28 protein-coding genes and 2 other annotated features are annotated in these 26,947 nt (G+C 38.2%); all 28 genes read left to right on the top strand.

The annotated features are described in order from the left end of the window. Window positions 1–13 precede the first annotated feature (13 nt). The 28 genes from GL301_RS01255 to gtfA all read left to right on the top strand — a co-directional run bounded on the left by GL301_RS01255 (window position 14) and on the right by gtfA (window position 26,914). The gene (locus GL301_RS01255) at window positions 14–2,476 is read left to right on the top strand and encodes an ATP-dependent Clp protease ATP-binding subunit (RefSeq protein ID WP_003726424.1); all 2,463 of its coding nucleotides are present in this window, start codon (window positions 14–16) and stop codon (window positions 2,474–2,476) included. Window positions 2,477–2,622: 146 nt separating this feature from the next. Further along, the gene (radA, locus tag GL301_RS01260; protein WP_003723898.1) at window positions 2,623–3,996 is read left to right on the top strand and encodes a DNA repair protein RadA; all 1,374 of its coding nucleotides are present in this window, start codon (window positions 2,623–2,625) and stop codon (window positions 3,994–3,996) included. 132 nt (window positions 3,997–4,128) lie between these two features. Then, window positions 4,129–5,202 (top strand): PIN/TRAM domain-containing protein, encoded by a 1,074-nt coding sequence (locus GL301_RS01265; protein ID WP_003723899.1) that lies wholly within the window; start codon window positions 4,129–4,131, stop codon window positions 5,200–5,202. Window positions 5,203–5,221: 19 nt separating this feature from the next. Continuing rightward, the gene (gene ispD / locus GL301_RS01270) at window positions 5,222–5,920 is read left to right on the top strand and encodes a 2-C-methyl-D-erythritol 4-phosphate cytidylyltransferase (protein WP_003728084.1); all 699 of its coding nucleotides are present in this window, start codon (window positions 5,222–5,224) and stop codon (window positions 5,918–5,920) included. Next, the gene (gene ispF, locus GL301_RS01275) at window positions 5,913–6,386 is read left to right on the top strand and encodes a 2-C-methyl-D-erythritol 2,4-cyclodiphosphate synthase (RefSeq protein WP_003728083.1); all 474 of its coding nucleotides are present in this window, start codon (window positions 5,913–5,915) and stop codon (window positions 6,384–6,386) included. The genes ispD and ispF overlap by 8 nt, the downstream gene beginning before the upstream one ends. A gap of 18 nt (window positions 6,387–6,404) precedes the next feature. Further along, window positions 6,405–7,880 carry a glutamate--tRNA ligase gene (gltX, locus tag GL301_RS01280; protein ID WP_003728082.1) on the top strand — a complete coding sequence of 492 codons (1,476 nt, stop codon included), beginning with the start codon at window positions 6,405–6,407 and terminating at the stop codon, window positions 7,878–7,880. Between the two features lie 102 nt (window positions 7,881–7,982). After that, window positions 7,983–8,208 (top strand) — a binding site (T-box leader). 70 nt (window positions 8,209–8,278) lie between these two features. Next, the gene (gene epsC, locus GL301_RS01285; RefSeq protein WP_003726845.1) at window positions 8,279–8,893 is read left to right on the top strand and encodes a serine O-acetyltransferase EpsC; all 615 of its coding nucleotides are present in this window, start codon (window positions 8,279–8,281) and stop codon (window positions 8,891–8,893) included. A gap of 6 nt (window positions 8,894–8,899) precedes the next feature. Continuing rightward, window positions 8,900–10,315 (top strand): cysteine--tRNA ligase, encoded by a 1,416-nt coding sequence (gene cysS, locus GL301_RS01290; RefSeq protein WP_003724083.1) that lies wholly within the window; start codon window positions 8,900–8,902, stop codon window positions 10,313–10,315. 3 nt (window positions 10,316–10,318) lie between these two features. Continuing rightward, window positions 10,319–10,729: a Mini-ribonuclease 3 gene (locus GL301_RS01295; protein WP_003731085.1), complete on the top strand. Its 411-nt coding sequence runs from the start codon at window positions 10,319–10,321 to the stop codon at window positions 10,727–10,729. Next, window positions 10,729–11,484 carry a 23S rRNA (guanosine(2251)-2'-O)-methyltransferase RlmB gene (gene rlmB / locus GL301_RS01300; protein ID WP_003724085.1) on the top strand — a complete coding sequence of 252 codons (756 nt, stop codon included), beginning with the start codon at window positions 10,729–10,731 and terminating at the stop codon, window positions 11,482–11,484. Before GL301_RS01295 ends, rlmB begins: the two co-directional genes overlap by 1 nt. A gap of 2 nt (window positions 11,485–11,486) precedes the next feature. Next, entirely contained in the window at window positions 11,487–11,999 is a 513-nt protein-coding gene (locus GL301_RS01305) for an NYN domain-containing protein (protein ID WP_003726877.1), read from the top strand. 80 nt (window positions 12,000–12,079) lie between these two features. Continuing rightward, window positions 12,080–12,685: an RNA polymerase factor sigma-70 gene (locus GL301_RS01310; protein WP_003728080.1), complete on the top strand. Its 606-nt coding sequence runs from the start codon at window positions 12,080–12,082 to the stop codon at window positions 12,683–12,685. A 103-nt stretch (window positions 12,686–12,788) separates the two neighbouring features. Further along, window positions 12,789–12,938 (top strand): 50S ribosomal protein L33, encoded by a 150-nt coding sequence (gene rpmG / locus GL301_RS01315; RefSeq protein ID WP_003728079.1) that lies wholly within the window; start codon window positions 12,789–12,791, stop codon window positions 12,936–12,938. A 19-nt stretch (window positions 12,939–12,957) separates the two neighbouring features. Next, window positions 12,958–13,137 (top strand): preprotein translocase subunit SecE, encoded by a 180-nt coding sequence (secE, locus tag GL301_RS01320; RefSeq protein ID WP_003726895.1) that lies wholly within the window; start codon window positions 12,958–12,960, stop codon window positions 13,135–13,137. Between the two features lie 129 nt (window positions 13,138–13,266). Then, on the top strand, window positions 13,267–13,800 hold the full coding sequence (nusG, locus tag GL301_RS01325) for a transcription termination/antitermination protein NusG (protein WP_003726896.1): 534 nt from the start codon (window positions 13,267–13,269) through the stop codon (window positions 13,798–13,800). Between the two features lie 54 nt (window positions 13,801–13,854). Further along, on the top strand, window positions 13,855–14,325 hold the full coding sequence (locus GL301_RS01330) for an Imm63 family immunity protein (protein ID WP_010958698.1): 471 nt from the start codon (window positions 13,855–13,857) through the stop codon (window positions 14,323–14,325). A 126-nt stretch (window positions 14,326–14,451) separates the two neighbouring features. Beyond that, a complete protein-coding gene (rplK, locus tag GL301_RS01335) occupies window positions 14,452–14,877 on the top strand; it encodes a 50S ribosomal protein L11 (protein WP_003718336.1) in 426 nt (141 codons plus the stop codon). A 39-nt stretch (window positions 14,878–14,916) separates the two neighbouring features. Beyond that, on the top strand, window positions 14,917–15,606 hold the full coding sequence (gene rplA / locus GL301_RS01340; protein WP_003726838.1) for a 50S ribosomal protein L1: 690 nt from the start codon (window positions 14,917–14,919) through the stop codon (window positions 15,604–15,606). A gap of 48 nt (window positions 15,607–15,654) precedes the next feature. Further along, window positions 15,655–15,798 (top strand) — a sequence feature (ribosomal protein L10 leader region). A 55-nt stretch (window positions 15,799–15,853) separates the two neighbouring features. Further along, window positions 15,854–16,354 (top strand): 50S ribosomal protein L10, encoded by a 501-nt coding sequence (gene rplJ / locus GL301_RS01345; RefSeq protein WP_003723030.1) that lies wholly within the window; start codon window positions 15,854–15,856, stop codon window positions 16,352–16,354. Between the two features lie 78 nt (window positions 16,355–16,432). Next, window positions 16,433–16,795 carry a 50S ribosomal protein L7/L12 gene (gene rplL / locus GL301_RS01350; RefSeq protein WP_003726839.1) on the top strand — a complete coding sequence of 121 codons (363 nt, stop codon included), beginning with the start codon at window positions 16,433–16,435 and terminating at the stop codon, window positions 16,793–16,795. Window positions 16,796–16,937: 142 nt separating this feature from the next. After that, window positions 16,938–17,543, top strand: coding sequence for a class I SAM-dependent methyltransferase (locus tag GL301_RS01355; protein ID WP_003728076.1), 606 nt, complete (start codon window positions 16,938–16,940; stop codon window positions 17,541–17,543). 346 nt (window positions 17,544–17,889) lie between these two features. Next, window positions 17,890–19,068: an RtcB family protein gene (locus GL301_RS01360; protein ID WP_003724185.1), complete on the top strand. Its 1,179-nt coding sequence runs from the start codon at window positions 17,890–17,892 to the stop codon at window positions 19,066–19,068. 144 nt (window positions 19,069–19,212) lie between these two features. Next, window positions 19,213–20,208 carry a LacI family DNA-binding transcriptional regulator gene (locus GL301_RS01365; RefSeq protein ID WP_003731081.1) on the top strand — a complete coding sequence of 332 codons (996 nt, stop codon included), beginning with the start codon at window positions 19,213–19,215 and terminating at the stop codon, window positions 20,206–20,208. 137 nt (window positions 20,209–20,345) lie between these two features. Further along, complete coding sequence (locus GL301_RS01370) at window positions 20,346–21,572, top strand: extracellular solute-binding protein (protein ID WP_003724187.1); 1,227 nt, start codon at window positions 20,346–20,348, stop codon at window positions 21,570–21,572. 17 nt (window positions 21,573–21,589) lie between these two features. After that, window positions 21,590–22,927: a carbohydrate ABC transporter permease gene (locus tag GL301_RS01375; RefSeq protein ID WP_003724188.1), complete on the top strand. Its 1,338-nt coding sequence runs from the start codon at window positions 21,590–21,592 to the stop codon at window positions 22,925–22,927. A gap of 1 nt (window position 22,928) precedes the next feature. After that, window positions 22,929–23,759 (top strand): sugar ABC transporter permease, encoded by an 831-nt coding sequence (locus GL301_RS01380; protein WP_003723041.1) that lies wholly within the window; start codon window positions 22,929–22,931, stop codon window positions 23,757–23,759. A gap of 14 nt (window positions 23,760–23,773) precedes the next feature. Further along, window positions 23,774–25,471, top strand: a complete 1,698-nt coding sequence (locus GL301_RS01385; RefSeq protein ID WP_003724189.1) for an alpha-glucosidase — start codon at window positions 23,774–23,776, stop codon at window positions 25,469–25,471. Then, window positions 25,472–26,914 (top strand): sucrose phosphorylase, encoded by a 1,443-nt coding sequence (gene gtfA / locus GL301_RS01390; RefSeq protein WP_021496064.1) that lies wholly within the window; start codon window positions 25,472–25,474, stop codon window positions 26,912–26,914. It abuts the gene before it with no gap. Window positions 26,915–26,947 lie beyond the last annotated feature (33 nt).

The raw sequence follows: 26,947 nt of genomic DNA on the forward strand, positions 1-26,947 counted from the left end.
GGAGGAAACAACAATGATGTTTGGACGATTTACGCAAAGAGCTCAGAAAGTACTCGCGTTGTCACAAGAAGAGGCGATGCGTTTGAATCATAGTAATTTAGGAACAGAACATATTTTATTAGGGCTTGTAAGAGAAGGCGAAGGAATTGCGGCAAAAGCTCTCTATGAACTGGGAATTAGTTCTGAAAAAGTGCAGCAAGAGGTAGAAGGATTAATTGGTCATGGGGAAAAAGCTGTGACGACGATCCAATATACACCTCGTGCGAAAAAAGTAATTGAACTGTCCATGGATGAGGCTCGTAAATTAGGGCATACTTATGTTGGAACAGAACATATCTTACTGGGGCTTATTCGTGAAGGCGAAGGAGTTGCGGCTCGAGTTTTAAGTAATCTTGGTATTAGTTTGAATAAAGCTCGTCAGCAAGTTTTACAGCTCTTAGGCGGCGGGGATGCTACTGGGGCAGGAAGACAAACAAATACACAGGCTACACCGACTTTAGATAGTTTGGCACGTGATTTAACAGTTATTGCTCGGGAAGATAATTTGGATCCGGTTATTGGCCGTTCTAAAGAAATCCAACGTGTGATTGAAGTGCTTAGTCGTCGTACGAAGAATAACCCAGTACTTATTGGAGAACCTGGTGTTGGTAAAACAGCGATTGCAGAAGGACTAGCGCAACAAATTGTTCGTAATGAAGTGCCTGAGACTTTACGTGGAAAACGTGTAATGACACTGGATATGGGGACTGTTGTGGCAGGGACAAAATATCGTGGTGAATTTGAAGACCGTTTGAAAAAAGTAATGGATGAGATTCGTCAAGCCGGCAATGTTATTCTATTTATTGATGAATTGCATACCTTAATTGGTGCTGGTGGAGCGGAAGGTGCGATTGATGCCTCGAATATCTTGAAGCCGCCTCTAGCTCGTGGTGAGTTGCAATGTATTGGTGCAACAACACTGGATGAGTACCGTAAATATATTGAAAAAGATGCTGCACTTGAGAGACGTTTCCAACCGATTAAAGTAGATGAGCCAACTGTAGAAGAATCCATTCAAATTTTACATGGGTTGCGTGATCGTTATGAGGCGCATCACCGTGTTGCGATTACTGATGAAGCGCTTGAGGCTGCTGTTCGTCTATCTGATCGGTACATTTCAGACCGTTTCTTACCGGATAAAGCGATTGATGTTATTGATGAATCTGGTTCTAAAGTACGTTTGAAATCTTTTACAACGCCAAAAAATGTAAAAGAAATGGAAAACAATTTATCCGATTTGAAAAAAGAAAAAGATGCGGCTGTTCAAGGGCAAGAATTTGAAAAAGCAGCGTCATTACGCGATAAAGAACAAAAACTTAAAAAATCATTAGAAGAAACAAAAGCGAATTGGCAAGAAAAGCAAGGGCTTGACCATAGTGAAGTAACAGAAGAGATTGTTGCTGAAGTTGTTGCAAGTTGGACTGGGATTCCAGTTGCAAAACTTGCGGAAACAGAGACAAATAAACTTTTAAATATGGAGAAACTTTTACATGAACGCGTGATTGGGCAAGATGCTGCGGTGAAAGCTGTTTCGCTAGCTGTACGTAGAGCTCGTGCTGGACTTAAAGATCCTAAGCGTCCAATTGGTTCCTTTATTTTCCTTGGACCTACTGGTGTTGGGAAAACAGAACTTGCTCGCGCGCTTGCTGAGTCTATGTTTGGCGATGAGGATTCGATGATTCGAATTGACATGTCTGAGTACATGGAGAAATTCTCGACTGCTCGTTTAGTTGGGGCTCCTCCAGGTTATGTAGGCTATGAAGAAGGTGGGCAACTGACAGAAAAAGTTCGTCAAAAACCTTATTCAGTAGTTCTTTTAGATGAAATTGAAAAAGCGCATCCGGATGTATTTAATATGTTGCTACAAGTGCTTGACGATGGTCGTTTGACTGATTCTAAAGGACGGGTGGTTGATTTTAGAAATACGGTCATCATTATGACTTCCAATATTGGGGCTCAAGAAATGAAACAAGATAAATCAATGGGCTTTAATGTTATTGATCCGCTTAAAGACCATAAAGCTATGGAGCACCGTGTTTTACAAGATTTAAAACAGGCGTTCCGGCCAGAGTTTATCAACCGAATTGATGAAACAATTGTATTCCATTCGCTACAAGAAAAAGAATTGAAACAAATTGTTACTTTGCTGACTGCTCAATTAACAAAACGATTAGCCGAACGCGATATTCATGTGAAATTAACTGAAGGTGCGAAATCCAAAATTGCTAAAGACGGATACGATCCAGAATACGGAGCCCGTCCTTTGAAACGAGCTATTCAAAAAGAAGTGGAAGATATGCTTTCTGAAGAATTACTTCGTGGTAACATTAAAGTAGGCGATTACGTGGAAATTGGTGTAAAAGATGGCAAGTTAGAGGTTAGAAAAAAAGACGCACCAAAAAAGAAAACAACTGCAAAAAAGGTAAAAACTAAATAACAAACACGCCTCCCTTAATCAATTTTGAAGGGAGGTTTTTTATGGAAAAATCAGGATTCGTGTCAAAAAAACGAATTTGATGAAAAGGATTAACGCGAACAGATGATCTGTGGTAAAATGGAGCATATGTATGGAGGGATGTAGAAATGGCTAAAGCAAAAAGGACAACCAAATTTGTGTGTCAGGCATGTGGATATGAATCGGCAAAATGGATGGGAAAATGTCCGAATTGCAACGAGTGGAATCAGATGGTAGAAGCTTTGGAGCCGTCAAAAAAATCACGCTCAGCTTTTAATCATACGGGAGAACCTTCGAAAGCGACTCCAATTACTCAAATAGCAAGTGAAACAGAAAAACGTGTCGAAACCAATATGCCGGAGTTAAATAGAGTTCTTGGCGGAGGTGTGGTTCCAGGATCTATGGTACTTGTCGGTGGGGATCCTGGTATCGGGAAGTCGACTTTATTACTGCAAGTTTCAGCTCAACTGACGCTCACAAATAAAAAAGTATTGTATATATCAGGAGAAGAATCTATCAAACAAACGAAGCTGCGGGCGGAACGCTTGCAAGTTTCGGGAGATAATTTATATGTGTATGCAGAAACAAATTTAGAAGCAGTTCAAGAAACGATTGATTTTGTGAAGCCTGATTTTGTAGTCATTGACTCCATTCAGACTGTTTATCATCCCGATGTTACAAGTGCAGCGGGGAGTGTTTCGCAAGTTAGGGAATGTACAGCGACATTGATGCGAATTGCTAAAATGCAAAACATTGCAATCTTTATTGTTGGACATGTAACAAAGGAAGGTGCTATTGCGGGGCCGCGCCTACTTGAACATATGGTTGATACTGTGCTTTATTTTGAAGGGGAGCGTCATCATGCTTACCGGATTTTGCGTGCAGTGAAAAACCGTTTTGGTTCCACTAATGAAATGGGTATATTTGAAATGCGAGATGTTGGACTTGTAGAAGTTGCTAATCCTTCCGAAGTGTTCTTGGAAGAACGTCTTGAAGGCGCTTCAGGTTCAACGGTTGTAGCTTCTATGGAAGGAACTCGCCCCGTCCTTGTGGAAATACAAGCGCTTGTTTCGCCTACGATGTTTGGTAATGCTAAGCGAATGGCGACAGGAATAGACTATAATAAAGTTTCGCTAATTATGGCTGTTTTAGAAAAGCGAGTAGGTTTAATGTTGCAAAACCAAGATGCTTATTTGAAAGCAGCTGGTGGGGTTAAATTGGATGAACCTGCAGTGGATTTGGCGGTTGCAGTCAGTGTTGCATCTAGCTATCGTGATAAACCAACAAGAAGTACGGATTGCTTTATTGGAGAACTTGGACTTACAGGTGAGATTCGTCGTGTTGCAAGAATTGAACAACGCGTACAAGAAGCCGCAAAACTTGGCTTTAAGCGAATTTTTATTCCTAAAAATAACGAAGGTAATTGGAAAATACCGAAAGACGTGCAAGTGGTTGGGGTGGAAACGATTGGAGAAGCTTTGAAGAAAGCTTTACCAGATTAAAACTAAATACTTCGTTGATTCCGTGAGTACTATTTGCGGTATAGTCTTTTAATAGTGTAAAATAGTGCTATATGTATATTTGGTAATAGCCCAATTATACATATAAATTAAAAATGGAAAGGAGGAAACTAAATGCTTACATGGGTAATTCGAGTGTGTTTTTTAATTCTAGGTGGGACAACGGGAGTCTTTTCACTACCTGCTCTATGGGTGAAACTTGGAATAGGTCACATTCTGCTAATTAATAATCCTTATACTGATGCTCTGATTGGTGCACTTATATTTTATCTTATTACTTTCTGGGCGGTGAAATATGTAGAAGCCGCACTTAATTGGTTAGAGGAAAAGTTAGCTAAAATTGCTATTGCAACCCTTGTTTATGGGGGACTTGGTTTATTTGTAGGTTTGGTCATTGCGTTTTTCGCGAGCAATGCATTAAGTCAAACAAATATTCCGCTTTTAAATTCAGTAGTACCAGTTATTTTAACATTAGTTCTAGGTTATTTAGGGTTCCGTATCGGAATTAGTCGTCGCAACGAATTTGGAAATTTTGTCAATAACAGAAATGCAAAGAAAAGAACACCAGAAGAAGAGAAAACAGAAGAGAAATCTAAGAAAACATATAAAATTTTGGATACGAGTGTAATTATTGATGGTCGTATTGCAGACATTTTGACTACTGGATTTTTAGATGGAACGGTGGTTATTCCACTATTTGTGTTAGCCGAACTTCAGCATATTGCGGATTCATCCGATACGCTTAAACGTACAAGAGGGCGCCGGGGATTAGATATTTTAAATCGAATCCAAAAAGAAGATGCTATTCAAGTGGAAATGTATGAAGGTGATTTTGAAGATACGCCAGAAGTGGATAGTAAACTTGTGAAACTTGCTAAAGTAATGGGCGGTATTGTTGTTACAAATGATTATAATTTAAACAAAGTATGTGAGTTCCAAAATGTACCTGTTTTAAATATTAATGATTTAGCGAATGCTGTAAAACCTGTTGTTTTGCCAGGTGAGAAAATGACTGTTCTTATGGTGAAAGATGGTAAAGAACACAATCAAGGCGTTGCATATTTAGATGATGGAACAATGATTGTTGTAGAAGATGGTCGTAAATTTATTAATGAAACAATTCAAGTGGAAGTAACGAGTGTACTTCAAACATCAGCAGGAAGAATGATTTTTGCTAAACCATCCTGATTAGAAGGAGGAAATAAGCATGAATTATGAGTTGGTTTTTTTAGCGGCAGGTCAAGGGAAACGTATGAATGCCCAGAAAAATAAAATGTGGCTAGAGTTAGTTGGTGAACCAATTTTCATTCATGCCTTGCGTCCTTTTTTAGCAGATAATCGTTGTTCCAAAGTGATTGTTGTGAGTCAAGAAGAGGAAAGAAAGCATGTGAAAGAATTAATGAGTCAGCTTAACGTTGCTGAAAGCCGAATTGAGATTGTGAAGGGCGGAAGTGAACGCCAATATAGTGTGGCAGCAGGTCTTGAACGTTGTGGGACGGAGCGGGTTGTCTTAGTACATGATGGCGCAAGACCGTTTATCACGTTAGATATTATTGATCGATTATTAATTGGTGTAGAGCAAAGTAAAGCCGCGATTTGTGCAGTAAAAGTAAAAGATACGGTGAAACGAGTGGTGAAAGGTGTCGTTCAAGAAACTGTTGACCGTGAAAATCTTTGGCAAGTTCAAACGCCGCAAGCTTTTGAACTGCCTATTTTACGAAAAGCGCATCAGCTTGCTCGAAAAGAACAGTTTTTAGGAACGGATGAAGCTAGTCTGGTTGAGCGACTTCCTTGTCCTGTTGCTATTGTCCAAGGAAGCTATTATAATATTAAGCTGACAACTCCTGAAGATATGCCGCTCGCTAAGGCGATTTTAGGGGAACTTGGAGGGATAGCAAATGATTAGAATTGGCCAAGGTTATGATGTACATAAACTTGCTTATGACCGAGAACTGATTGTTGGCGGGATTAAAATTCCTTATGAGAAAGGGTTACTAGGTCACAGTGATGCGGATGTACTTCTTCATGCTATTACTGATGCTATCATAGGCGCAATTGGCGCTGGTGATATTGGTCATTTTTTTCCGGACACAGATATGGCTTTTAAAGATGCGGATTCAGCTGAGCTACTTGAGGAAATTTGGCAGAAGGTAGAGGCGGATGGTTTTCGTCTTGGAAATCTAGATGCTACTATTATTGCTGAAAAGCCAAAAATGGCGCCATATGTGGAGCAAATGAAGCTTCGAATTGCGGAGTTGCTACATGCGGATTCAGCCCAAGTTAATGTAAAGGCGACTACGACAGAGAAATTAGGGTTTACTGGTCGGGAAGAAGGCATCGCAAGTCTAGCCGTTGTCTTACTTGAAAAATAATTGAAGGAGTGAATAATTGTGAGTGAAACAAAACGAGTACGTGTACGTTATGCACCAAGTCCAACTGGATTTTTGCATATTGGGAATGCGCGTACTGCCCTATTTAACTATTTATTTGCAAGACATAATGATGGAGATTTTATCATTCGAATTGAAGACACGGATGCGAAACGTAACATAGCTGACGGTGAAGAAAGTCAGATGACAAATTTGAAATGGCTAGGTATGGACTGGGATGAAGGTGTGGATGTTCCTGGAAAATACGGACCTTACCGTCAATCGGAACGTCAATCCATTTATGAACCGTTAATTCAACAACTTCTGGATGAAGGTTTGGCTTATAAATGTTATTGTACGGAAGAAGAGCTGGATGCTGAACGTGAAAAACAAAAAGCAAACGGTGAAATGCCTCGTTATAGCGGGAAATGTCGTCATTTAACAAAAGAACAACAAGCGGAGAAAGAAGCGCAAGGTTTTAAACCAAGTATTCGTTTCAAAGTGCCAGCAAATGAAACAATCACTTTTAACGATATGGTGAAAGACGATGTTTCTTTTGAATCAAATGGAATAGGCGATTTTGTTATTGCGAAAAAAGATGGAATTCCGACTTATAACTTTGCTGTAGCAGTGGATGACCATTTAATGGAAATCTCTCATGTTCTTCGTGGGGATGACCATATTTCGAATACGCCTAAGCAAATTTTGATTTATAATGCATTTGGCTGGGAGCCGCCAATTTTTGGTCATATGACACTTATTGTGAATGAGAGCAGACGTAAATTAAGTAAACGTGACGGTTCGATTATTCAATTTATCGAACAATATCGCGATTTAGGATATTTACCAGAAGCATTATTTAACTTTATTGCTATGCTTGGTTGGTCTCCAGAAGGGGAAGAAGAAATTTTCTCTAAAGAAGAATTCATTAAAATGTTTGATCCGAAGCGTTTATCTAAATCACCAGCATTATTTGATAATGTTAAATTGACTTGGGTGAATAACCAATATGTGAAAAAATTACCACTAAACGATGTAGTAGAACTATCGCTACCGCATTTACAAAAAGCAGGTGTTGTATCTGCTGAGTTAGATCAAGCGGAACTTGATTGGGTGCACAAATTAGTGTCACTTTATCATGAGCAAATGAGCTATGGTGCGGAAATTGTGCCACTTTCTGAAATGTTTTTTGCTGACGCAGAGTCCATTACGTTTGATGAAGAAGAAACAGCAGTGCTTGCGGAAGAGACAGTTCCAACTGTTATTTCAGCATTCAAAAAAGAATTAGAAGCACTAGAAGTTCTAGAAGCTGCGGAAGTAAAAGCGGCAATCAAGCGGGTTCAAAAAGAAACGGGCGTAAAAGGTAAAGGTTTATTTATGCCAATTCGTATTGTGACAACGGGTGAAATGCATGGTCCTGAATTGCCACTTGCAATCGAAGTTCTTGGTCGTGAAAAAGTGCTTAATCGTTTGGATACATGGTTGAAAAATAATTAATTTTGAATGAAAGCATCTCGGCTATTTGCGGGGTGCTTTTTTATTTTGATATATTTCAGTTGCAAGGAATTTTATTGCTGTTATAATAGAACTAAATATACGGAAAAAGTGCTGATGGGAAGAAGTACGGAATTCTAAGTTTATAGAGAGAGTCGCCATGGCTGGAAGCGACTTAGCTGAACACTCCTGAAATGCCTCCCTGAATTCTGATGGGAAATTTAGTATCGTCAGACGAAATGTGGGTCGTTACCCCCACCCCTAGAGTTGGAGTATTTGCTAAAATTGGCAATACTCAAGTCAGAGTGGAACCGCGCAAAGCGTCTCTGTATCGGAGGGGCTTTTTTTGTTGGCGTAGGTTCCAATAAAAAATGTACGAACTTGAATAAGGAGGCAACAAAATGCCAACTCGCTTAAAAGAAGATATTGCAACAATTATAAAGAATGACCCTGCGACGAAAAGCTTTTTTGATGCTTTTTTAACGAATCCGGGATTGCACGCACTTTGGTGGCATCGTGTGGCGAACTTTTTTTATCGTCATAAAATGGTTTTGTTTGGAAAAGTATTATCGCAGAACGCTCGTTTCTGGACTAATATAGAGATTCATCCAGGCGCAACTATTGGTAGAAGGCTTTTTATTGATCATGGTGCAGGAATTGTTATTGGTGAAACAGCAGAAATTGGGGATGATGTAACGATATTCCACGGAGTTACGCTAGGTGGAACTGGAAAAGATTGCGGGAAACGCCATCCAACTGTCGGTGACGGGGCGCTTGTTTCGGCAGGAGCGAAAGTACTTGGGCCGGTGGAAATTGGAGCAGGAGCGCGTATTGGAGCAGGAGCTGTCGTTTTAAAAGATGTACCTCCAGGCGCGACGGTTGTTGGGATTCCTGCTAAGGTTGTTCGTTTGAATGGTCGTACGGTAGGACATGCGGTTCCTAAAATGGATGAACTGACATTACGAATTGCGGAATTAGAAAATATAGTAGAAAAACTTTTGAAGGAAAAGGAGTAGATCTGATTGTCGATACAAATTTTTAATACGTTAAAACGAGAGAAAGAGCCTTTTAAACCACTCAAAGATGGCGAAGTGAAAATGTACGTTTGCGGACCGACTGTGTATAACTACATTCATATCGGGAATGCGCGGCCAATTATTGTTTTCGATACAGTTCGACGTTATTTTACGTATCGTGGTTATGATGTGAAATTCGTGTCTAATTTTACGGATGTGGATGATAAATTAATTCGTGCGGCAAATGAGCTAAAGTTGACGGTTCCCGAAGTGGCGGATCGTTTTATTGGGGCTTACTTTGATGATGTAGATCAACTGAATGTGGCGAAAGCGACTGTGAATCCACGTGTAACGGAGAATATGGATGAAATTATTCAATTGATCAGTACGCTAATTGAAAAAGGCTATGCGTATGAGTCGGCTGGTGATGTGTATTTCCGGACGAAAAAATTCAAAGATTACGGGAAACTATCTGGCCAAGAATTATCGGAATTGCAGCACGGGGCTCGGGTTGAATATAATGAGCGTAAGCAAGATGAACTTGATTTCACCCTTTGGAAAGCGGCTAAACCGGGTGAAATTTTCTGGGAAAGTCCGTTTGGTAATGGGCGCCCGGGTTGGCATATTGAATGCTCGGCGCTTGCGAAAAAATATCTTGGTGACACGATTGATATTCATGCGGGTGGGCAAGATTTAGTATTCCCTCACCATGAGGATGAGATTGCTCAATCCGAAGCGGCAACTGGGAAAACGTTCGCGAACTACTGGATGCATAATGCCTTTTTAAATATTGATGGGGAAAAAATGTCCAAATCACTTGGGAATTTTATTACGCTGCATGATGTGCTAAAAGACAATGATCCAAATGTGATTCGTTTCTTCATGCTATCTGTACATTACCGGAAGCCAATTACACTGAATGATGCAATTTTAGAAGATGCGAAAAATGGGTTGGAACGGTTAATGATTGCATACCAAAATATTGATCACCGTATTCAAACGGATGACGGTGAATATGTGGAAGAAGCGCATGAGGATGAATGGCTAGAACAACTAACGGAATTAAAACAAGCTTTTGAAGATGATATGGATGATGATTTCAATACAGCAAATGCGATTACTACTTTTCACGAACTTGCAAAGCGTGCCAATATTTATTTGGCTAAAGAAACTGTTTCTATCAATGTTCTGCGCGAATTCTTAAGCATGATGCGTTTGTTTGCGGAAGTATTAGGCTTGAAATTAGAAAATACGCAAACTGATTCGCTGGATGATAGCGAAGTAGAAGCGTTAATTGAAGAACGTCTGCAAGCGCGAAACGAACGTAATTTTGCACGCGCTGATGAAATTCGAGACATTTTAAAAGAAAAAAATATTATTTTGGAAGACACTGCGCAAGGCACGCGGTTTAGACGGGGGTAAATCATGGCAGAAGTGAAAGAATACAAACAACTTAATGGCCTCGCGCTTGCTTACATGGGTGACGCAGTTTATGAAAAATTTATTCGCGAATATTTACTTGCTGCTGGAAAAACAAAGCCGAATCAGTTGCACAAAACGGCGACAAAATTCGTTTCTGCAAAAGGGCAAGCTGTGGCGCTAAAAGCTATGATTGCGGAAGGCTTTTTGACGGAAGAAGAAGATAGAATTGCAAAGCGTGGGCGTAATGCCAAGTCGTATACAGTGCCTAAAAATACTGACCCTGGAACTTACAGTATGTCCACATCTTTTGAAGCAGTGCTAGGTTATCTTTACTTAGCTGGTGAGTTGGATCGTTTACAAGAATGGATGGAAAAGGCGCTTGAAATAGTAGAAAAAGGAGTGGAAACCAACTAATGGAACAAGAAAATGAGCAAGAGTGGATTGGCGGGAGAAATCCTGTTCTTGAAGTATTACGATCTGATAGAGATATCCATAAAATATACGTGCAAGAAGGTTCACAAAAAGGCGTATTAAAACAAGTCTTAACATTAGCGAAAGAACGGAAAATCCAAGTTCAATTTGTACCCAAACAAAAGATTGAAAAAGTAGTGAGTGGAGCGCATCAGGGTGTTGCAGCTCAAGTGGCGGCTTATCAATATGCGGAGTTAGACGATTTATTCGCTGCTGCTGAAGCGAAAGATGAAATGCCATTTTTCATTATTTTGGATGAATTAGAAGATCCACACAACTTAGGATCAATTATGCGTACAGCAGATTCTGTTGGAGCACATGGGATTATTATTCCGAAACGTCGCTCTGTAGGTTTGACGCAAACTGTAGCCAAAGCAAGTACTGGGGCGATGGAATATGTACCAGTGGTTCGCGTGACGAATATGGTACGGACAATGGAAGAACTACAAAAACGCGGGCTTTGGATTTTTGGAACAGATGCGAAAGGTAGTAGCGATTACCGGACGATGGATGTGGATATGCCGCTTGCTATTGTTATTGGTAGTGAAGGTTTTGGAATGAGCCGCTTAGTACGTGAAAAATGTGATTTCCTCGTTCATTTACCAATGCGTGGAAAAGTTACATCACTTAATGCATCTGTTGCAGCTAGTTTGTTACTTTATGAAGTTTATCGGAAACGTTTCCCTCTGGAGAAATAAAGATGGAACAAATTCTGCTTGTTGACGGATATAATGTGATTGGGGCATGGCCAGAACTTAGTTTCTTAAAAGATCGTGATTTGGAAGCGGCAAGAGATAAGCTTGTTGAATGGATGGCGGAATATCAAAGTTATACAGGATATCGGGTTGTGGTCGTTTTTGATGCACAGTTTGTCCGGGGCGTGAAGAGGAAAAGCAAGAAATATCAAGTCGAAGTCGTTTTTACGCATGAGGATGAAACGGCAGATGAGTACATCGAACAAAAAGCGATTGAATGGAAAAACGTGCGGACGCAAATTATGGTAGCAACATCTGATTATACAGAACAGTGGGCTATTTTTGGACAAGGAGCACTACGAATTTCATCCCGAGAGTTACTTTTTGAAATTCAAGAAATGAGTAAACAAATCGGACAGAAAATCAAGCGAATTCAGGAAGAAATGCCGAAATCAAACCTTAATCTGGATTCTGATGTCATTTCACAGCTCGAAAAGTGGAGAAGAGGCGAGGAGTAAGGGATTGACGGTATGTTTTTGACTATGTATAATGGAGCAACCATAGAAGAAATCCTGTCGTAAAGGAGCCGATTAGCCTAGTGGATAATTCAGTGAACCAAGAAGAACTTGCGATGCTTGAACTAGCGAGAAGCGGTGATACAGAAGCGTTAGAATATTTTTTCAGTAAGTATCAGTCTGTTATTTACTGGAAATCAACCCAATATTTTCTGCAAGGTGCGGAGCGGGACGATTTAATTCAAGAAGCGATGATTGGCCTTTTCAAAGCAATTCGGGATTACGATAAAACAAAAGAAGCTTCTTTTCGATCTTTTGCAGAAATGTGTATTAACAGACAGCTTCTTTCGGCGGTGAAGCGGGCGTCTAGACAGAAGAATATTCCGCTTAATAATTCTGTTTCATTAGATACACCAATAGCTGAGGATGATATGGACTGGACTTTATTAGACGTGATTTCCGAAAAAGCAGCCGAAACCCCAGAAGACTTTTTAATCAAAAACGAAGATTTAACGCATGTAGCGCGTCAACTAGAACAAGTCACAAGCGAATTTGAAAAAGAAGTATTAAAACAATATTTAGAAGGTAAGAGCTATCAAGAAATGGCGCTTTTCTTCAACAAAAAAGAGAAAGCAATCGATAATGCCTTACAACGTGTAAAAAAGAAAATGATGAAACAGCTAGAATGAAAAAACAATTGACTAGCTAAGAGCCAGATGTTATATTTATATGGATGAAATGTGCCTATTTTTTGGCATGGCATATTTAATGATTGCGGAGTTGAGATAATTTATGAAGAAGAAAACATCCCTCGCTTGTTCTGAGTGTGGTTCAAGAAACTATACAGTCAATGTTAGCGGGACGCAGAAAGAAACGCGTTTAGAAGTGAAGAAATTCTGCCGACACTGCAATAAACATACATTACATCGAGAAACAAAATAGACGATATGGAGGTTTTGGTATGTCTGCAATAGCAAGATTCTTTCGGAATGTTTCATCCGAAATGCACAAAGTTACGTGGCCAACTAGAAAAGAACTTTTAACCTACACAGTAACAGTAGTTATTACAGTAGTTTTATTTGCTTTATTCTTTATGTTAATTGATTTCGGTATCGAACAAATTATTAAACTTATCGTGTAGTGCTAGGAATTTTACAAAGATAATGATATACTATTACTTGAGACAAAACCCGTACAACTTTCGGGTTTTTTATTTTGGATTATACTAAAAGGAGGATGGCGGCAAAATAGGATTGCTGCCAACTAAATAATGGAAAAAAATTGGTATGTAGTTCATACTTACTCCGGTTATGAAAATAAAGTCAAAGCAAACTTAGAAAAACGTGTAGAATCAATGGGCATGTCAGATAAAATCTTCCGCGTTATCGTACCGGAAGAAGAAGAAACAGAAGTGAAAAATGGTAAAACAAAAACAATTAAACGTAAAGTTTTCCCTGGTTATGTATTAGTAGAAATCGTTATGACAGATGATTCTTGGTATGTTGTTCGTAATACTCCTGGTGTTACAGGCTTCGTTGGTTCAGCAGGTTCTGGATCAAAGCCAACACCATTACTTCCAGAAGAAGCAGATCGTATTCTTAAAAGCATGGGCATGGTGGAAAAACGTGCGGAAGCTGATTTTGAAATCGGCGAAACAGTTATGGTCAAAGAAGGACCATTCGCTGACTTTTCCGGTAAAGTGGACGAAATGGACAACGACAAAGGTAAAGCGAAAGTCATGGTTAACATGTTCGGACGTGAAACGCCAGTCGAAGTGGATTTCAACCAAATCGAAAAACTTTAAAATGTGCAACCTCTACATTATTTGTGGAGGTTGTTTTATTAGGGAGGCGACAAAATGGACAAAGCAAAGCAGATTTATCTGGAATTTAAACGAGAAGCCGATTTTTTAGAACTCGATTTCCCATTGTTCTTAGGTGATGGGCCAGGTTTTGGCGAGCTTTGTATGGATTATAGTGAACAAGATGGTTACATGCTTTATGGTTACGAACGTGGCAAACGAAATAGTGAATTTAAAACAACAGACTTTGAAGAATTTAAATACGAGGTTTTCTTGCATATTTGTTGGTACATGGGAATGGAGTTTGAACTGCGCCACCGGAAAGAAGACATGCGGCACGACGATAATATTTTAGAAACAGACACCAGAAAAATCGCTTTTGAAAAAACATTACAACTACTAAAAATGGTGAATCCGGCATGGATAGATAAAGCAGCACAAGGTTACACGGCGTATTTGAATTTATGGCGTGAAAATAAAAATGTTTATTTCGATAAAGAAGCAATGGAATTTAAAGTAAATTTATAAAATAATCTTGCAACTACACATTTAAAATGGTATCATATATAAGTACGTTTTTGACGTATGTTTTAACGTGGGAGGGGAAATATCAGCCCCAGTCAACCACATCACGGACTTAAGGAGGTATGTCTCGTGGCAAAAAAAGTGATTAAAGAAGTTAAACTTCAAATTCCAGCAGGTAAAGCAAATCCTGCACCTCCAGTTGGACCTGCATTAGGTCAAGCTGGCGTAAACATCATGGGATTCTGTAAAGAGTTTAATGCTCGCACAGCCGATCAAGCTGGTCTTATTATTCCTGTTGTGATCACTGTATTTGAAGACCGTTCGTTTACGTTCATCACTAAAACTCCACCAGCAGCTGTATTACTTAAAAAAGCAGCTAAAGTGGAAAAAGGATCCGGTGAACCAAACAAAACAAAAGTTGCATCTGTAACTCGCGCTCAAGTACAGGAAATTGCTGAAACAAAAATGCCAGACCTTAACGCTGCAAATGTTGAATCTGCAATGCTAATGGTTGAAGGTACTGCACGTTCTATGGGTATCACTATCCAAGACTAATCGTGTGTTTCACAATTTGACAATTAAGGAGGAAAAGAAATGGCTAAGAAAGGCAAAAAGTATCAAGATGCTTTAAAACAAATTGATGCAAACAAAGTTTACACTGCAGAAGAAGCAGTTGAACTTGCTAAAAAAATTGACTTCGCTAAATTCGATGCAACTGTTGAAGTAGCATTCCGTCTTGGCGTTGACCCTAAAAAAGCGGACCAACAAATCCGCGGTGCTGTTGTATTACCAAACGGTACTGGTAAAACTCAACGCGTATTAGTATTCGCAAAAGGTGAAAAAGCTAAAGAAGCTGAGGCTGCTGGAGCTGATTACGTTGGTGAATCTGAATTCGTTGAAAAAATCAACCAAGGTTGGTTTGAATTTGACGTTATCGTTGCTACACCTGACATGATGGGTGAAGTTGGTAAATTAGGCCGTGTCCTTGGACCAAAAGGTTTAATGCCAAACCCTAAAACTGGTACAGTAACTATGGACGTAACTAAAGCAGTTAACGAAATTAAAGCTGGTAAAGTAGAATACCGTGTTGATAAAGCTGGTAACGTCCACGCTGCAATCGGTAAAGTATCTTTTGATGCTGCTAAACTAGTAGAAAACTTCCGTACTGTGAATGACGTTCTACAAAAAGCAAAACCTGCTGCTGCGAAAGGTACTTACGTGAAAAATCTTTCCGTAACAACTACTTTCGGACCTGGAATCAAAGTCGACCCAGCTAGCTTATAAAATTTAACTTGACCAGCCCCTTGTCTTTTGATAAGATAGGCTAGTTGAAACAATCAAATATCCTTACCGTAGACAGTTGGCGCGTTTATCGCTTAAATTTGCCACCCGAGGGATTTCTTTTGAAGTGTGCGTCCGCGTGCATTTTACAAAAACCTCTGATGTCTACGGTGTCAGAGGTTTTTTGTTGCTGATCAAACGGAACTTGTGTCTGTTTAATTAGATTTAATTGTTGGACGGAGGTGGAAAAATGAGTAAAGTTCTTGAAGCTAAACAAAGTGCAGTAGAAGAAATTAAAACAAAATTATCAGCTAGTGCGTCTACAGTAATTGTTGATTACCGCGGCTTAAACGTTGGCGAAATCACTGAATTACGTAAACAATTGCGTGATGCTGGTATTGAGTTTAAAGTTTACAAAAACTCACTAACTCGCCGTGCTGTTGAAGCTAACGGTTATGAAGGTTTAGAAGGAGCACTAACTGGTCCTAACGCAATCGCATTCAGTAATGAAGACGTAGTTGCGCCTGCGAAAATTCTTAACGATTTCGCTAAAGATCATGAAGCACTAGAAATCAAAGCCGGTGTTATTGAAGGTAAAGTTGCTTCTCTTGAAGAAATTAAAGCACTTGCAACACTTCCATCACGCGAAGGATTGCTATCTATGCTTTGCAACGTACTTCAAGCTCCAGTTCGCGGTCTTGCTATCGCTACTAAAGCTGTTGCTGACCAAAAAGAAGGACAAGAAGCATAATCTGTTCTACCCAGGGGAAACCCTACAAACAAATCTCGGTTAAATCCGAAAAAATTATATTATTGGAGGAATTTCAAAATGGCTTTAAACATTGAAGAAATCATTGCTTCCGTAAAAGAAGCATCTGTATTAGAACTTAACGATTTAGTAAAAGCAATCGAAGAAGAATTTGGCGTAACTGCTGCAGCACCTGTAGCTGTAGCTGCTGCTGGTGGCGCTGCTGCTGAGCAAACTGAATTCACTGTAGAACTAGCTTCTGCTGGAGATTCTAAAATCAAAGTAATCAAAGTGGTTCGTGAAATCACTGGTCTTGGCTTAAAAGAAGCTAAAGAATTAGTTGATAACGCTCCTAAAGCTCTTAAAGAAGGCGTTGCTAAAGAAGAAGCTGAAGAAATCAAAGCTAAACTTGAAGAAGTTGGCGCTAACGTAGAAGTTAAGTAATTAACTTAAAGACCTTAGATACTTGTTATCTAAGGTCTTTTTTATTGCAATTAATCAAGTTTAAGATGAGTTACCAAAAATGCTACATCCGAGTAAGATTTTATGCTAAAATAGCTAGAGATACGAAAGGAAGGTGCGGTTCTTGACTAACAATCATTACTACACAAACGACGAAACAATTAAACACAACCGAAAAACATGGCAAGTGATGTTAAAAGGTTTTAATATGAGTTTTACAAGTGACAATGGCGTGTTTTCCAAAAATACGGTCGATTTTGGTTCGAGATTATTGATTGAGTCTTTTGAGTTAGAAACGAAAATAGGAAAAATCTTGGATGTTGGTTGTGGCTATGGTCCGATGGGGTTAACGGTAGCGAAAGCGTTCCCTGATAGCCAAATTGAAATGGTGGACGTTAATTTGCGCGCACTGGAACTTGCGAAAGAAAATGCGGAAATCAATAAAATTACGAATACGCATATCTATGAAAGTTCGGTTTATGATAGCGTAACTGCGAACGATTACCAAGCGATTATTAGTAATCCGCCAATTCGTGCAGGGAAAAGAATAGTTCATGCGATTTTAGAAGGTGCTTACGATCACTTGCAAGAAACCGGAGAACTTTGGATTGTTATTCAAAAGAAACAAGGCGGCCCATCTGCTGAAAAGAAAATGGAAGAAGTTTTCGGCAACGTTGAAACAGTGGCAAAAGATAAGGGCTATTTTATTTTCAAAAGCGTTAAAAATTAAGTTGTATCAAGTGCGGAAACGTGCTAATATAGAAATACATTTTACCAAGAAAGGACTGAGGGATATGCTTAGAATGAAAAATATACTAGAAAAAAACAACCAATCAAGACAGAAGATAATAGGTATTTCTTTAACGTTCCTGCATAGCCAACCGGTGTCTTTTCAAGGTAGCGTCCGTTAAAAGTTACGTCCTTCAATCTTTCTTGATTGAGGGACTTTTTTTTTACCTAAAAATAAATTTGAAAGAAGTGAGTCGAATGACAATAGGAGAACTGGAGAATTTTAACAGCTAGGAAGAGAAGTGGAGACTTTCATTTCTCTATTAAACAGAAAATGAGGAATAGAAATGCTAACATTAAAAGGAAAATATAACGAAGCGAAAGTTTTTACAGATAATGTGGACGACAATACCATCGGGCAAATTATTACGCTGTGTAATCAACCGTTTGCGAAGGGTAGTAAGATTCGGATCATGCCCGACACGCACGGTGGTAAAGGCTGTGTGATTGGAACGACAATGACAATTCAAGATAAAATTGTACCGAATTTGGTTGGAGTGGACATCGGTTGCGGACTGTACGTAGTAAAACTAAAACCTGGCAAGTTAAAAATGGATTTTGATAAGCTAGATAAAGTTATTCGCGAACGGGTGCCATCTGGAAGCAAAACACACGATAAGCCTGTAGATGAATTTGATTTGGAAGGTATAGTTGCGCCAATTCATCGCGGCTGGGTAGCTAGAAGTATAGGGACGCTTGGTGGCGGGAACCATTTTATTGAAGTGAATCAAGGTTCTGATGGTATTTACCTTGTAATCCATAGTGGAAGTCGGGTGCTTGGTAAAGAAATTGCAGAATACCACCAAGAAGTAGCTTATAAAAGATTAGACATATTGCGTAAAGAATTGAAATTAGACGCAACTGCTGCGAAAAAACGCGGCAATTTAGAAATGGCCAACAACTTGAACGGTGAGCGTGAGCAAGTGAAATTGGATTATGACTTATCCTATGTGACGGGCTCTGATTTAAACAATTATTTAAATGACATGGAAATTGCACAAAAATTTGCAGCGCGTAATCGTTACGTCATGGCAGAAACTATTTTAAAAGCGATGAAGTGGGATAAAATAGTTGTTTCAGCGTTTGATTGTGTGCATAATTACATTGATATTGATAACCACATGCTTAGAAAAGGTGCGACATCTGCTCAGCTTGGAGAGCAAATTATCGTTCCGCTTAATATGCGCGATGGCAGCATTCTTGCAACGGGTAAAGGAAATGCAGATTGGAATTACTCGGCGCCGCACGGGGCGGGAAGGATGCTAAGTCGTTCTAAAGCAAAAGCGCAAATCAGTTTAGAAAGCTATCAGGCAGCAATGAAAGACGTTTGGACTACTTCTGTTTCTAAAAAAACAATTGATGAAGCTCCAAAAGCCTATAAATCAGCTAAACAATTGCTTGTTGATGTAGAAGATACGATGGAGATTCAAGAAATAATTAAACCGTTATACAATTTCAAAGCATGATGGAAAAGAAGCAGCATATATTACTATTTGCTGCTTCTTCTTTTTGTTGTTAGAGTAGCGTTATAAGGAAATAAGTTCTCACTTTTTCTGTAATCTGATATAATAAATTAAAATAGATGAATTTGAAATTTTAGGGAGATAGATATGAATAAAGTGACGAAAATTGGAGATGTAGCAGAGAAAACGGGCTATTCTATAACTACTATTTCTCGAGCAATTAATGGTAATCCAAATGTTTCAGATAAAACAAAAAAGAAAATTTTTGCTGCGATGAAAGAACTGAATTATTATCCTAATAATATTGCTCAACAATTTCGAGGGCAGGGGACTAAGATGATTGGTGTTGTGATTTCCTTTATAACCAATCCTTTTTTTGCGTACCTTGTTGATGCGATTGAACGCTATCTATCTCACAGAGGGTATCAGGTTGTCATGTTGCAAACTTTAGAAAATCCTGCAAAAGAATTACAATTTATCGAGATGTTACAAAAGAAACAGCTAGATGGATTGATTATGGCTAACTTAGAAAATGATACAGAAGAAATTAAATCACTCGTTGAAAGTGGCAAAATTGTTCTTTGTAATCGTTATCTGGGAAATGAAAATTTGACGATTATTAACATTGATGAAACGAAAGCGGCTTATCAAGCAACGAATTATTTAATAAAGTGCGGTTATAAACGCCTTGCCTACTGTACTGGTGGTATTAAAAATAAAAATGATTACCGTTTTAAAGGATTCATGCAAGCTGTAACAGAAAATGGACTTTCTTTTGATGAATCATTGTATTTTGAGAAGTTATTAACCATTAAAGATGGCGAAGAGCTTCTAGTTAATATTTTAGAAGAGAAATCTACTCTGCCGGACGCAATTTTTTCAAATGGTGATACGGTTGCTGCTGGGATATTATATGCTGCAAAAAAATACGGGATAGCAGTGCCAGAGGAGCTAGGAATCATAGGTTTTGATAATCAACCTATAGCGGAAGTTCTGAATCCGGCGTTGACAACTATTGAACAACCAATTAAAGAACTTGGTGAATATTCGGCGCAAGTTCTATTGGCTAATTTACAAGGAACGAGTGTGCCGGTAGCGCCAGAGCTTGAAACAAAACTAATAATAAGAGAGACTACCAAGTAAATTCTCTCTTATTATTTTTATGAAAACGGTTGACATTTTGTAAGATAATTGATATTATTTTTACGATATATGAAACCGCTTAAGCTAAAATGACAACCGGTTGTCATTTTAAGTGAAGATAAGGAGAATGTTCAAGTATGAAAAAGTTACTTTTGTCCATCAGTATTATTGTCGGTTTAAGTTTGTTGGCTAGTTGTGGTGTAGAAAAGGAATACAAGCCAGATATAAAAGTAAACGAGAAAAATGTTTCTTTAAAAGTTTGGGTGGATTTAAATCAGGGTGATTTTTATAGGAAAGTGGTAGATGATTTTAAAAAAGAACATCCTGATAAAAATTATGATATTACGGTTATTGAATCTGAATCTGGGCGAGCACAAGAATATGTTCAGAAAGATCCAGAAGCTGCGGCGGATGTATTTATAACTCCGAATGACCGTCTAGGACAACTGGTAGAGTCTGGTGCGGTTTACCAATTGACAAAGTATACAGATGATATTAAGAAAAATAATACACCAACCTCCATTCAAGCTGCTACATATCAAGATAAAATGTATGGTTTCCCTGTGACGGCGGAAGCGATGTTTATGTATTATGATAAGCGCGTTTTTTCAGAGGATGATATTAAAACTTTTTCTGGAATAACGTCTAAAGGGAAGCTCGGAATAAATCTTGCGGAAGCTGGCGCGGATTATCGTGAAACACCTTGGTTTATTGCAAATGGTACATATCTTTACGGTGAGAACGGCGAAGATCCTTATGGGACAACCTTTAACACTCCAGAAGGCGTCCAAGTATTGAACTGGATTGGTGAGCTGAAAAATAATCCTAATGTTGTCGCTGTAAATGCAGATGAGATTAGTGCGCTTAGATCCGGTAAAATAAATGCCGTTTTTAGTGGGGTTTGGAATAAAGATGCGATACGAGAAGTTTTAGGTGAAAATATGGGAGTGGCAGTATATCCGAAGGCCGATTTTGGAAGTGGTCAGGTAGATATGATGGCTTTCCAAGGAAGCGGGATATACTGTGTGAACGCATTTACTAAATCGCCATTAGATGCGATGGAACTAGCTGATTATATTACTAATGCGGATGTGCAGGAAAAAGCTTTTAAAGAGTTAGGGAAAATTCCGAGCAATTTAGAGGCACGAACTAGTTCTACAGTAGAAAAGGACGATGTGGCGAAAGCAGTTATTGATATGACATCCGGAAAGCACTCCGTTTTAATGCCGAAAATACCTGAAATGAACGTTTTTTGGCAACATATGAACCCGCTATTAGTAGATACTTATAAAGGCAAGATTAAGAAAGAAGATTATCCAGAGGCGCTCGATAAATTAGTCAAAGATATTACACCAGCGAAATAGGAAAGTAGGTTAAGTATATGATGGTTAAGAAGAATTATTTTAATATTTTTAAGAATGGTTCTGTTTCTACGAGATTATCTTATGTAATTATGGGGGCTGGTAATTTGGCCCATAAGCAAATTGCGAAGGGACTTCTATTTCTTTTTAGTGAACTTGCTTTCTTGTTTTTCCTTGTGTTTTATGGCATTACCTTAATTCAAGGTATGGCGACATTAGGGACAGTTAACCAATCGTGGAATTTTGATAAGAGTTTAGGTATTATGGTTCGAACACCGGGCGATAATTCCATGCTGATGCTAATATATGGGATTATGACAGTTGTTATTTGTGTACTATTTCTCTTCTTGTACCTTGCTAATATTAGAAGCGCTTGCCAGGTGGAGGGCTTCCAGCGGGAAAATAAAAAAATCCCAACATTTAAGGAAGACTTAAAGAGTTTGCTAGACAATAAATTTCATGTAACTTTACTGACGATCCCGATGATTGGGGTTGTGGTGTTTACGATAATGCCACTTGTTTATATGATTTCTTTGGCTTTTACCAATTATGATCATGAACATTTACCGCCAAGGAATTTATTTGGATGGGTAGGATTTGTTAACTTTAAAAATGTGCTAAATGGTGATATTTCCAGTACGTTCTTTCCGGTGCTTGGATGGACACTTATTTGGGCGCTTTTAGCTACTGCTACTTGTTTCTTTTTTGGCGTATTGCTTGCACTTCTTATTAATCATAAGGGTGTTAAATTCAAAAAGTTTTGGCGCACTATCTTTGTTATAACTATGGCGGTACCTCCGTTTGTGTCACTTCTCGTAATGCAGAACTTGTTGCATGCAGCAGGACCGCTTAATACGATGTTACTTAATTGGGGAATTATAGCTGAGCCGATACCATTTTTGACAGATGCTTTGCTAGCAAAGGTATCCGTCATATTTGTCAATATGTGGATTGGGATTCCGGTAACTATGTTAATCGCCACGGGGATTTTAATGAATCTACCGAAAGATCAATTGGAAGCGGCGCGAATGGATGGAGGTAACAGTTTTCATTTATTTAGATACATAACTTTCCCTCAAATCTTAACGGTGATGTTGCCAAGTCTGATTCAACAATTTATTGGAAATATAAATAACTTTAATGTGATCTATCTCTTGACTGGTGGAGGACCTTCGAATAGTAACTTCTATGGTGCTGGGGATACGGATTTGCTCGTGACATGGCTTTATAAATTAACAGTAGAAGCTGCGGATTATAATTTAGCTTCGGTTATTGGGATTGTAACATTCATTCTTAGCGCTGCATTCTCTTTATTTGCCTACACACGTACAAATTCTTATAAAGAAGGGAGCAACTGAAATGAAAAGAGCTACAGTATGGCCTAACCTATTGTTGATAGTGCTCGGGTGTATCTGGATATTCCCGATTATCTGGATTGTTTTGACAGCTTTTAGAGCGGAAAGTGGACAATTTGTTTCGTATATCTTTCCGAAAGAATATACGCTAGATCATTTTGCGTACCTATTTGAAAATCATGAAAATTTTCCTTTTATGTTATGGGTTAAAAATACAATGATTGTTGCGGTGTGTTCCTGTTTATTGAGCACTTTTATAACCGTTTCGATGGCTTATGTGTTATCTAGACTTCGCTTTAGATTTAAAAAGACGATGTTAAAAACAGCGCTAGTTTTAAATATGTTTCCTGCTTTTATGAGTATGATAGCAGTTTACTATATTTTAAAAGCATTTGGATTAACGCAATCTCTAACGGCGCTTGTGTTAATTTATTCATCTACAGCTGCATTAACTTTTTATATTGCAAAAGGATTTTTTGATACAATACCAAAATCTTTGGACGAATCGGCAATGATGGACGGGGCGACGAAATTAAGTATCTTTACAAAAATAACTTTACCAATGTCTAAGCCTATTATTGTATACACAGCTTTAATGGCATTTATGTTGCCTTGGATGGATTTTATTTTTGCTAAAGTGATTATGGGAGACAATGTGCCTAAATATACAGTGTCGATAGGTTTATATTCCATGTTGAATCAAACAACGGCAAATACAATGTATACAACGTTTGCGGCTGGCTGTATATTGATTGCGGTACCAATTACAATACTGTTTATTTATTTGCAAAAATATTATGTTGAAGGCATTACGAGTGGTGCTGTTAAAGGATAGGAGATAGATTAATAGTGGAAATAACAGAAACGAAAGAATGGTGGAAAGAATCGGTAGTGTACCAAATCTATCCGCGTAGTTTTCAAGATTCAAATGGGGATGGCATTGGAGATATTAGAGGAATTATAGAACGACTTCCTTATTTGAAAGATTTAGGTATTAATGTGATTTGGCTTTGTCCTGTCTATAAATCACCTATGGATGATGGTGGTTATGACATTTCTGATTACTATGAGATTGATCCAATGTTTGGAACGATGAGTGATATGGATGAATTAATTGAGAAGGCAGAAAAATTAGGAATAAAAATATTGATGGATTTGGTGGTAAACCATACATCTGATGAACATGAATGGTTTGAAAAAGCAATAGCTGACCCAAAAAGTAAATATCGAGATTATTATATTTTCCGAGAGGGTGTAAATGGAAACCCGCCTAATAATTGGCGTTCTTATTTTGGAGGATCTGCGTGGGAAGCCGTACCAGGTGAGGAAAACATGTTTTACCTACATGCTTTTTCTAAAAAACAGCCAGATTTAAACTGGGAAAACATTGTAGTGCGTAATGAATGTATCCAAATGATTAACTGGTGGCTTGAAAAAGGTTTAGGTGGCTTTAGAATTGATGCCATTTTAAATTTGAAGAAAAGAATTGAGTACGGTACTTTCCCAGCGGACGGGGAAGATGGCTTGGTTTTCATCGGTCATTGGATTTTAAATCAGCCGGGAATTGAAGAGTGGCTCAAGGAGATTGACGAACGGACATTTAAAAAACATAATGCATTTACTGTGGCTGAGGCGGATGTGCCTGAAGAAAGACTTTCTGAATTTATAGGTGAAAATGGTCATTTCCGTATGGTGTTTGATTTTAGCTATACAGATATTGATACTCCTGAAACAGGCGAATGGTTCAAGAATTCAGAATGGACAGTAAAAGAATTAAAAGAGAAAATAATTACCAATGAACTGGTGACACAGCGAAATGGTTGGGGGGCAAAATACTTAGAAAATCATGATCAACCGCGTTCGATAAATAAGTATTTACCTCAAGAATACCAAGATGATCGTAGCAAAAAAATGCTAGGCACGTTATTTATGATGTTGCACGGTACGCCGTTCATTTATCAAGGACAAGAGATTGGCATGAGTAATACTCGGATGGAAAGTATAGATGATTATAACGATATCGCGACGCACGATCAATACCATCGCGCAATTCTCTCTGGAATGAGTCCGGAAGAAGCGCTTGAAGGAATGTATCGGCGTAGTAGGGATAATTCAAGAACACCGATGCAATGGAATAATCAAAAGAACGCTGGTTTTTCCGACTCAGATGAAATTTGGTTGAAAGCAAACCCTAATTACCTTGATATTAACGTAGAGCAGGAACAAATCGATGATAATTCCGTATTGAATTTTTATAAGAAATTAATCCATTTAAGAAGTGATTCTAGTAAATATAAAGAAGTGGCTGTTTATGGAGAATTACTGCCAGTAGAATCAAGTGATGAAGTTATTGCTTACAAACGTAAAACAGATGACGCTGAGCTCTTAATCATCGTGAATTTTTCTGATTCTGAAAATCAATTATGCATTGAAGGTACTTATGAACAGGTACTTGCTAATGTAGCGTTGCCAGAAATGGTAGAAAATGTCCTTGAAATACCTGCATATACAGGTGCCGTCTTCTCAAGGGTTTTGGAGGTAGACTGATTGCAAATTAAAAATAAAGCTATGTTAATTACTTATTCTGATAGTTTAGGGAAAAATATGGAAGAATTATCCAAGGTGATGGAAACTTATTTTGAAGATGCTGTTGGCGGGATTCACTTATTGCCGTTCTTTCCATCCACTGGAGATCGAGGGTTTGCGCCAAGTGATTACACAACAGTAGATAGCGACCTAGGTTCTTGGGAAATAATCGAGAAATTAGGCGAAAAGTATTATTTAATGTTTGATTTTATGATTAATCACATTTCTCGCGAATCACTCTTCTTTCAAGATTTTAAAAAAGAGCATTTAAACTCAAAGTATAAAGATATGTTTATTCGTATCAATGATTTCTTTCCTCCGGGTAGACCAAATGAAAAAGACTTAGATTTAATTTATAAGAGAAAAGATAAGGCGCCTTTTCAAGAAGTTGAATTTGCTGATGGGGGAACGGAATTAGTTTGGAATACTTTTGGGGAAGAACAAATTGATTTAGATGTGACAGCCGAAGTTACAAAAGAATTTATTCGTCAAACGATAAAAAATATGGCTGCACATGGTTGTTCTATTTTGCGTCTTGATGCCTTTGCTTATGCAATTAAAAAATTAGATACAAATGATTTTTTTGTAGAACCGGAAATTTGGGATTTACTGGATGAAGTGAAAGCAGAAGCGGCCAAATATGACATGGAATTATTACCAGAAATTCATGAACATTATTCCATCCAAATGAAAATCGCGAACCATGATTATTATATCTATGATTTTGCGTTACCCATGGTGATGCTGTACTCGTTATATAGTGGCCGAGTGGAACGTTTAGCTAACTGGTTAGAAATGAGTCCGATGAAGCAATTTACTACTCTAGATACGCATGATGGCATTGGCGTTGTGGATGCACGCGATTTATTAACAGATGAGGAACTCGATTATACTTCAGCAGAATTATACAAAATAGGAGCTAATGTTAAAAAGATATATTCCTCTGAAAAATATAATAACCTGGATATTTATCAAATTAATAGTACCTATTATAGTGCTTTGGGTGACGATGATAAAAGTTACTTGTTAGCGAGAGTAATTCAATGTTTTGCGCCGGGGATTCCGCAAATTTATTATGTTGGTTTACTTGCTGGCAAAAATGATATTGACCTTTTAGAGGAAACAAAAGAAGGGCGTAATATTAATCGTCATTACTACACAATAGATGAAATTAAAAATGAAGTAAAAAGACCAGTTGTTAAAGCGTTGTGCAATTTACTGAGGTTTAGAAATACTTCTGAAGCGTTTGATTTGGAAGGAAGTATAGAAATTGAGACACCTAGCTCAAATGAAATCGTTATTATTCGCAAAAACAAAACAAATAAAATTACAGCGACATTAAAAGCAAATTTAAGTACTAAAACATTCCAAATCAGCGAAAATGAAAGAAATATTTTAATTTAACATTTTATAAACACGAATGAGCCTCTTCGTTCG

This window comes from Listeria sp. LM90SB2, from assembly GCF_028867355.1.
In the GTDB taxonomy this organism is placed as follows: domain Bacteria; phylum Bacillota; class Bacilli; order Lactobacillales; family Listeriaceae; genus Listeria; species Listeria monocytogenes_B.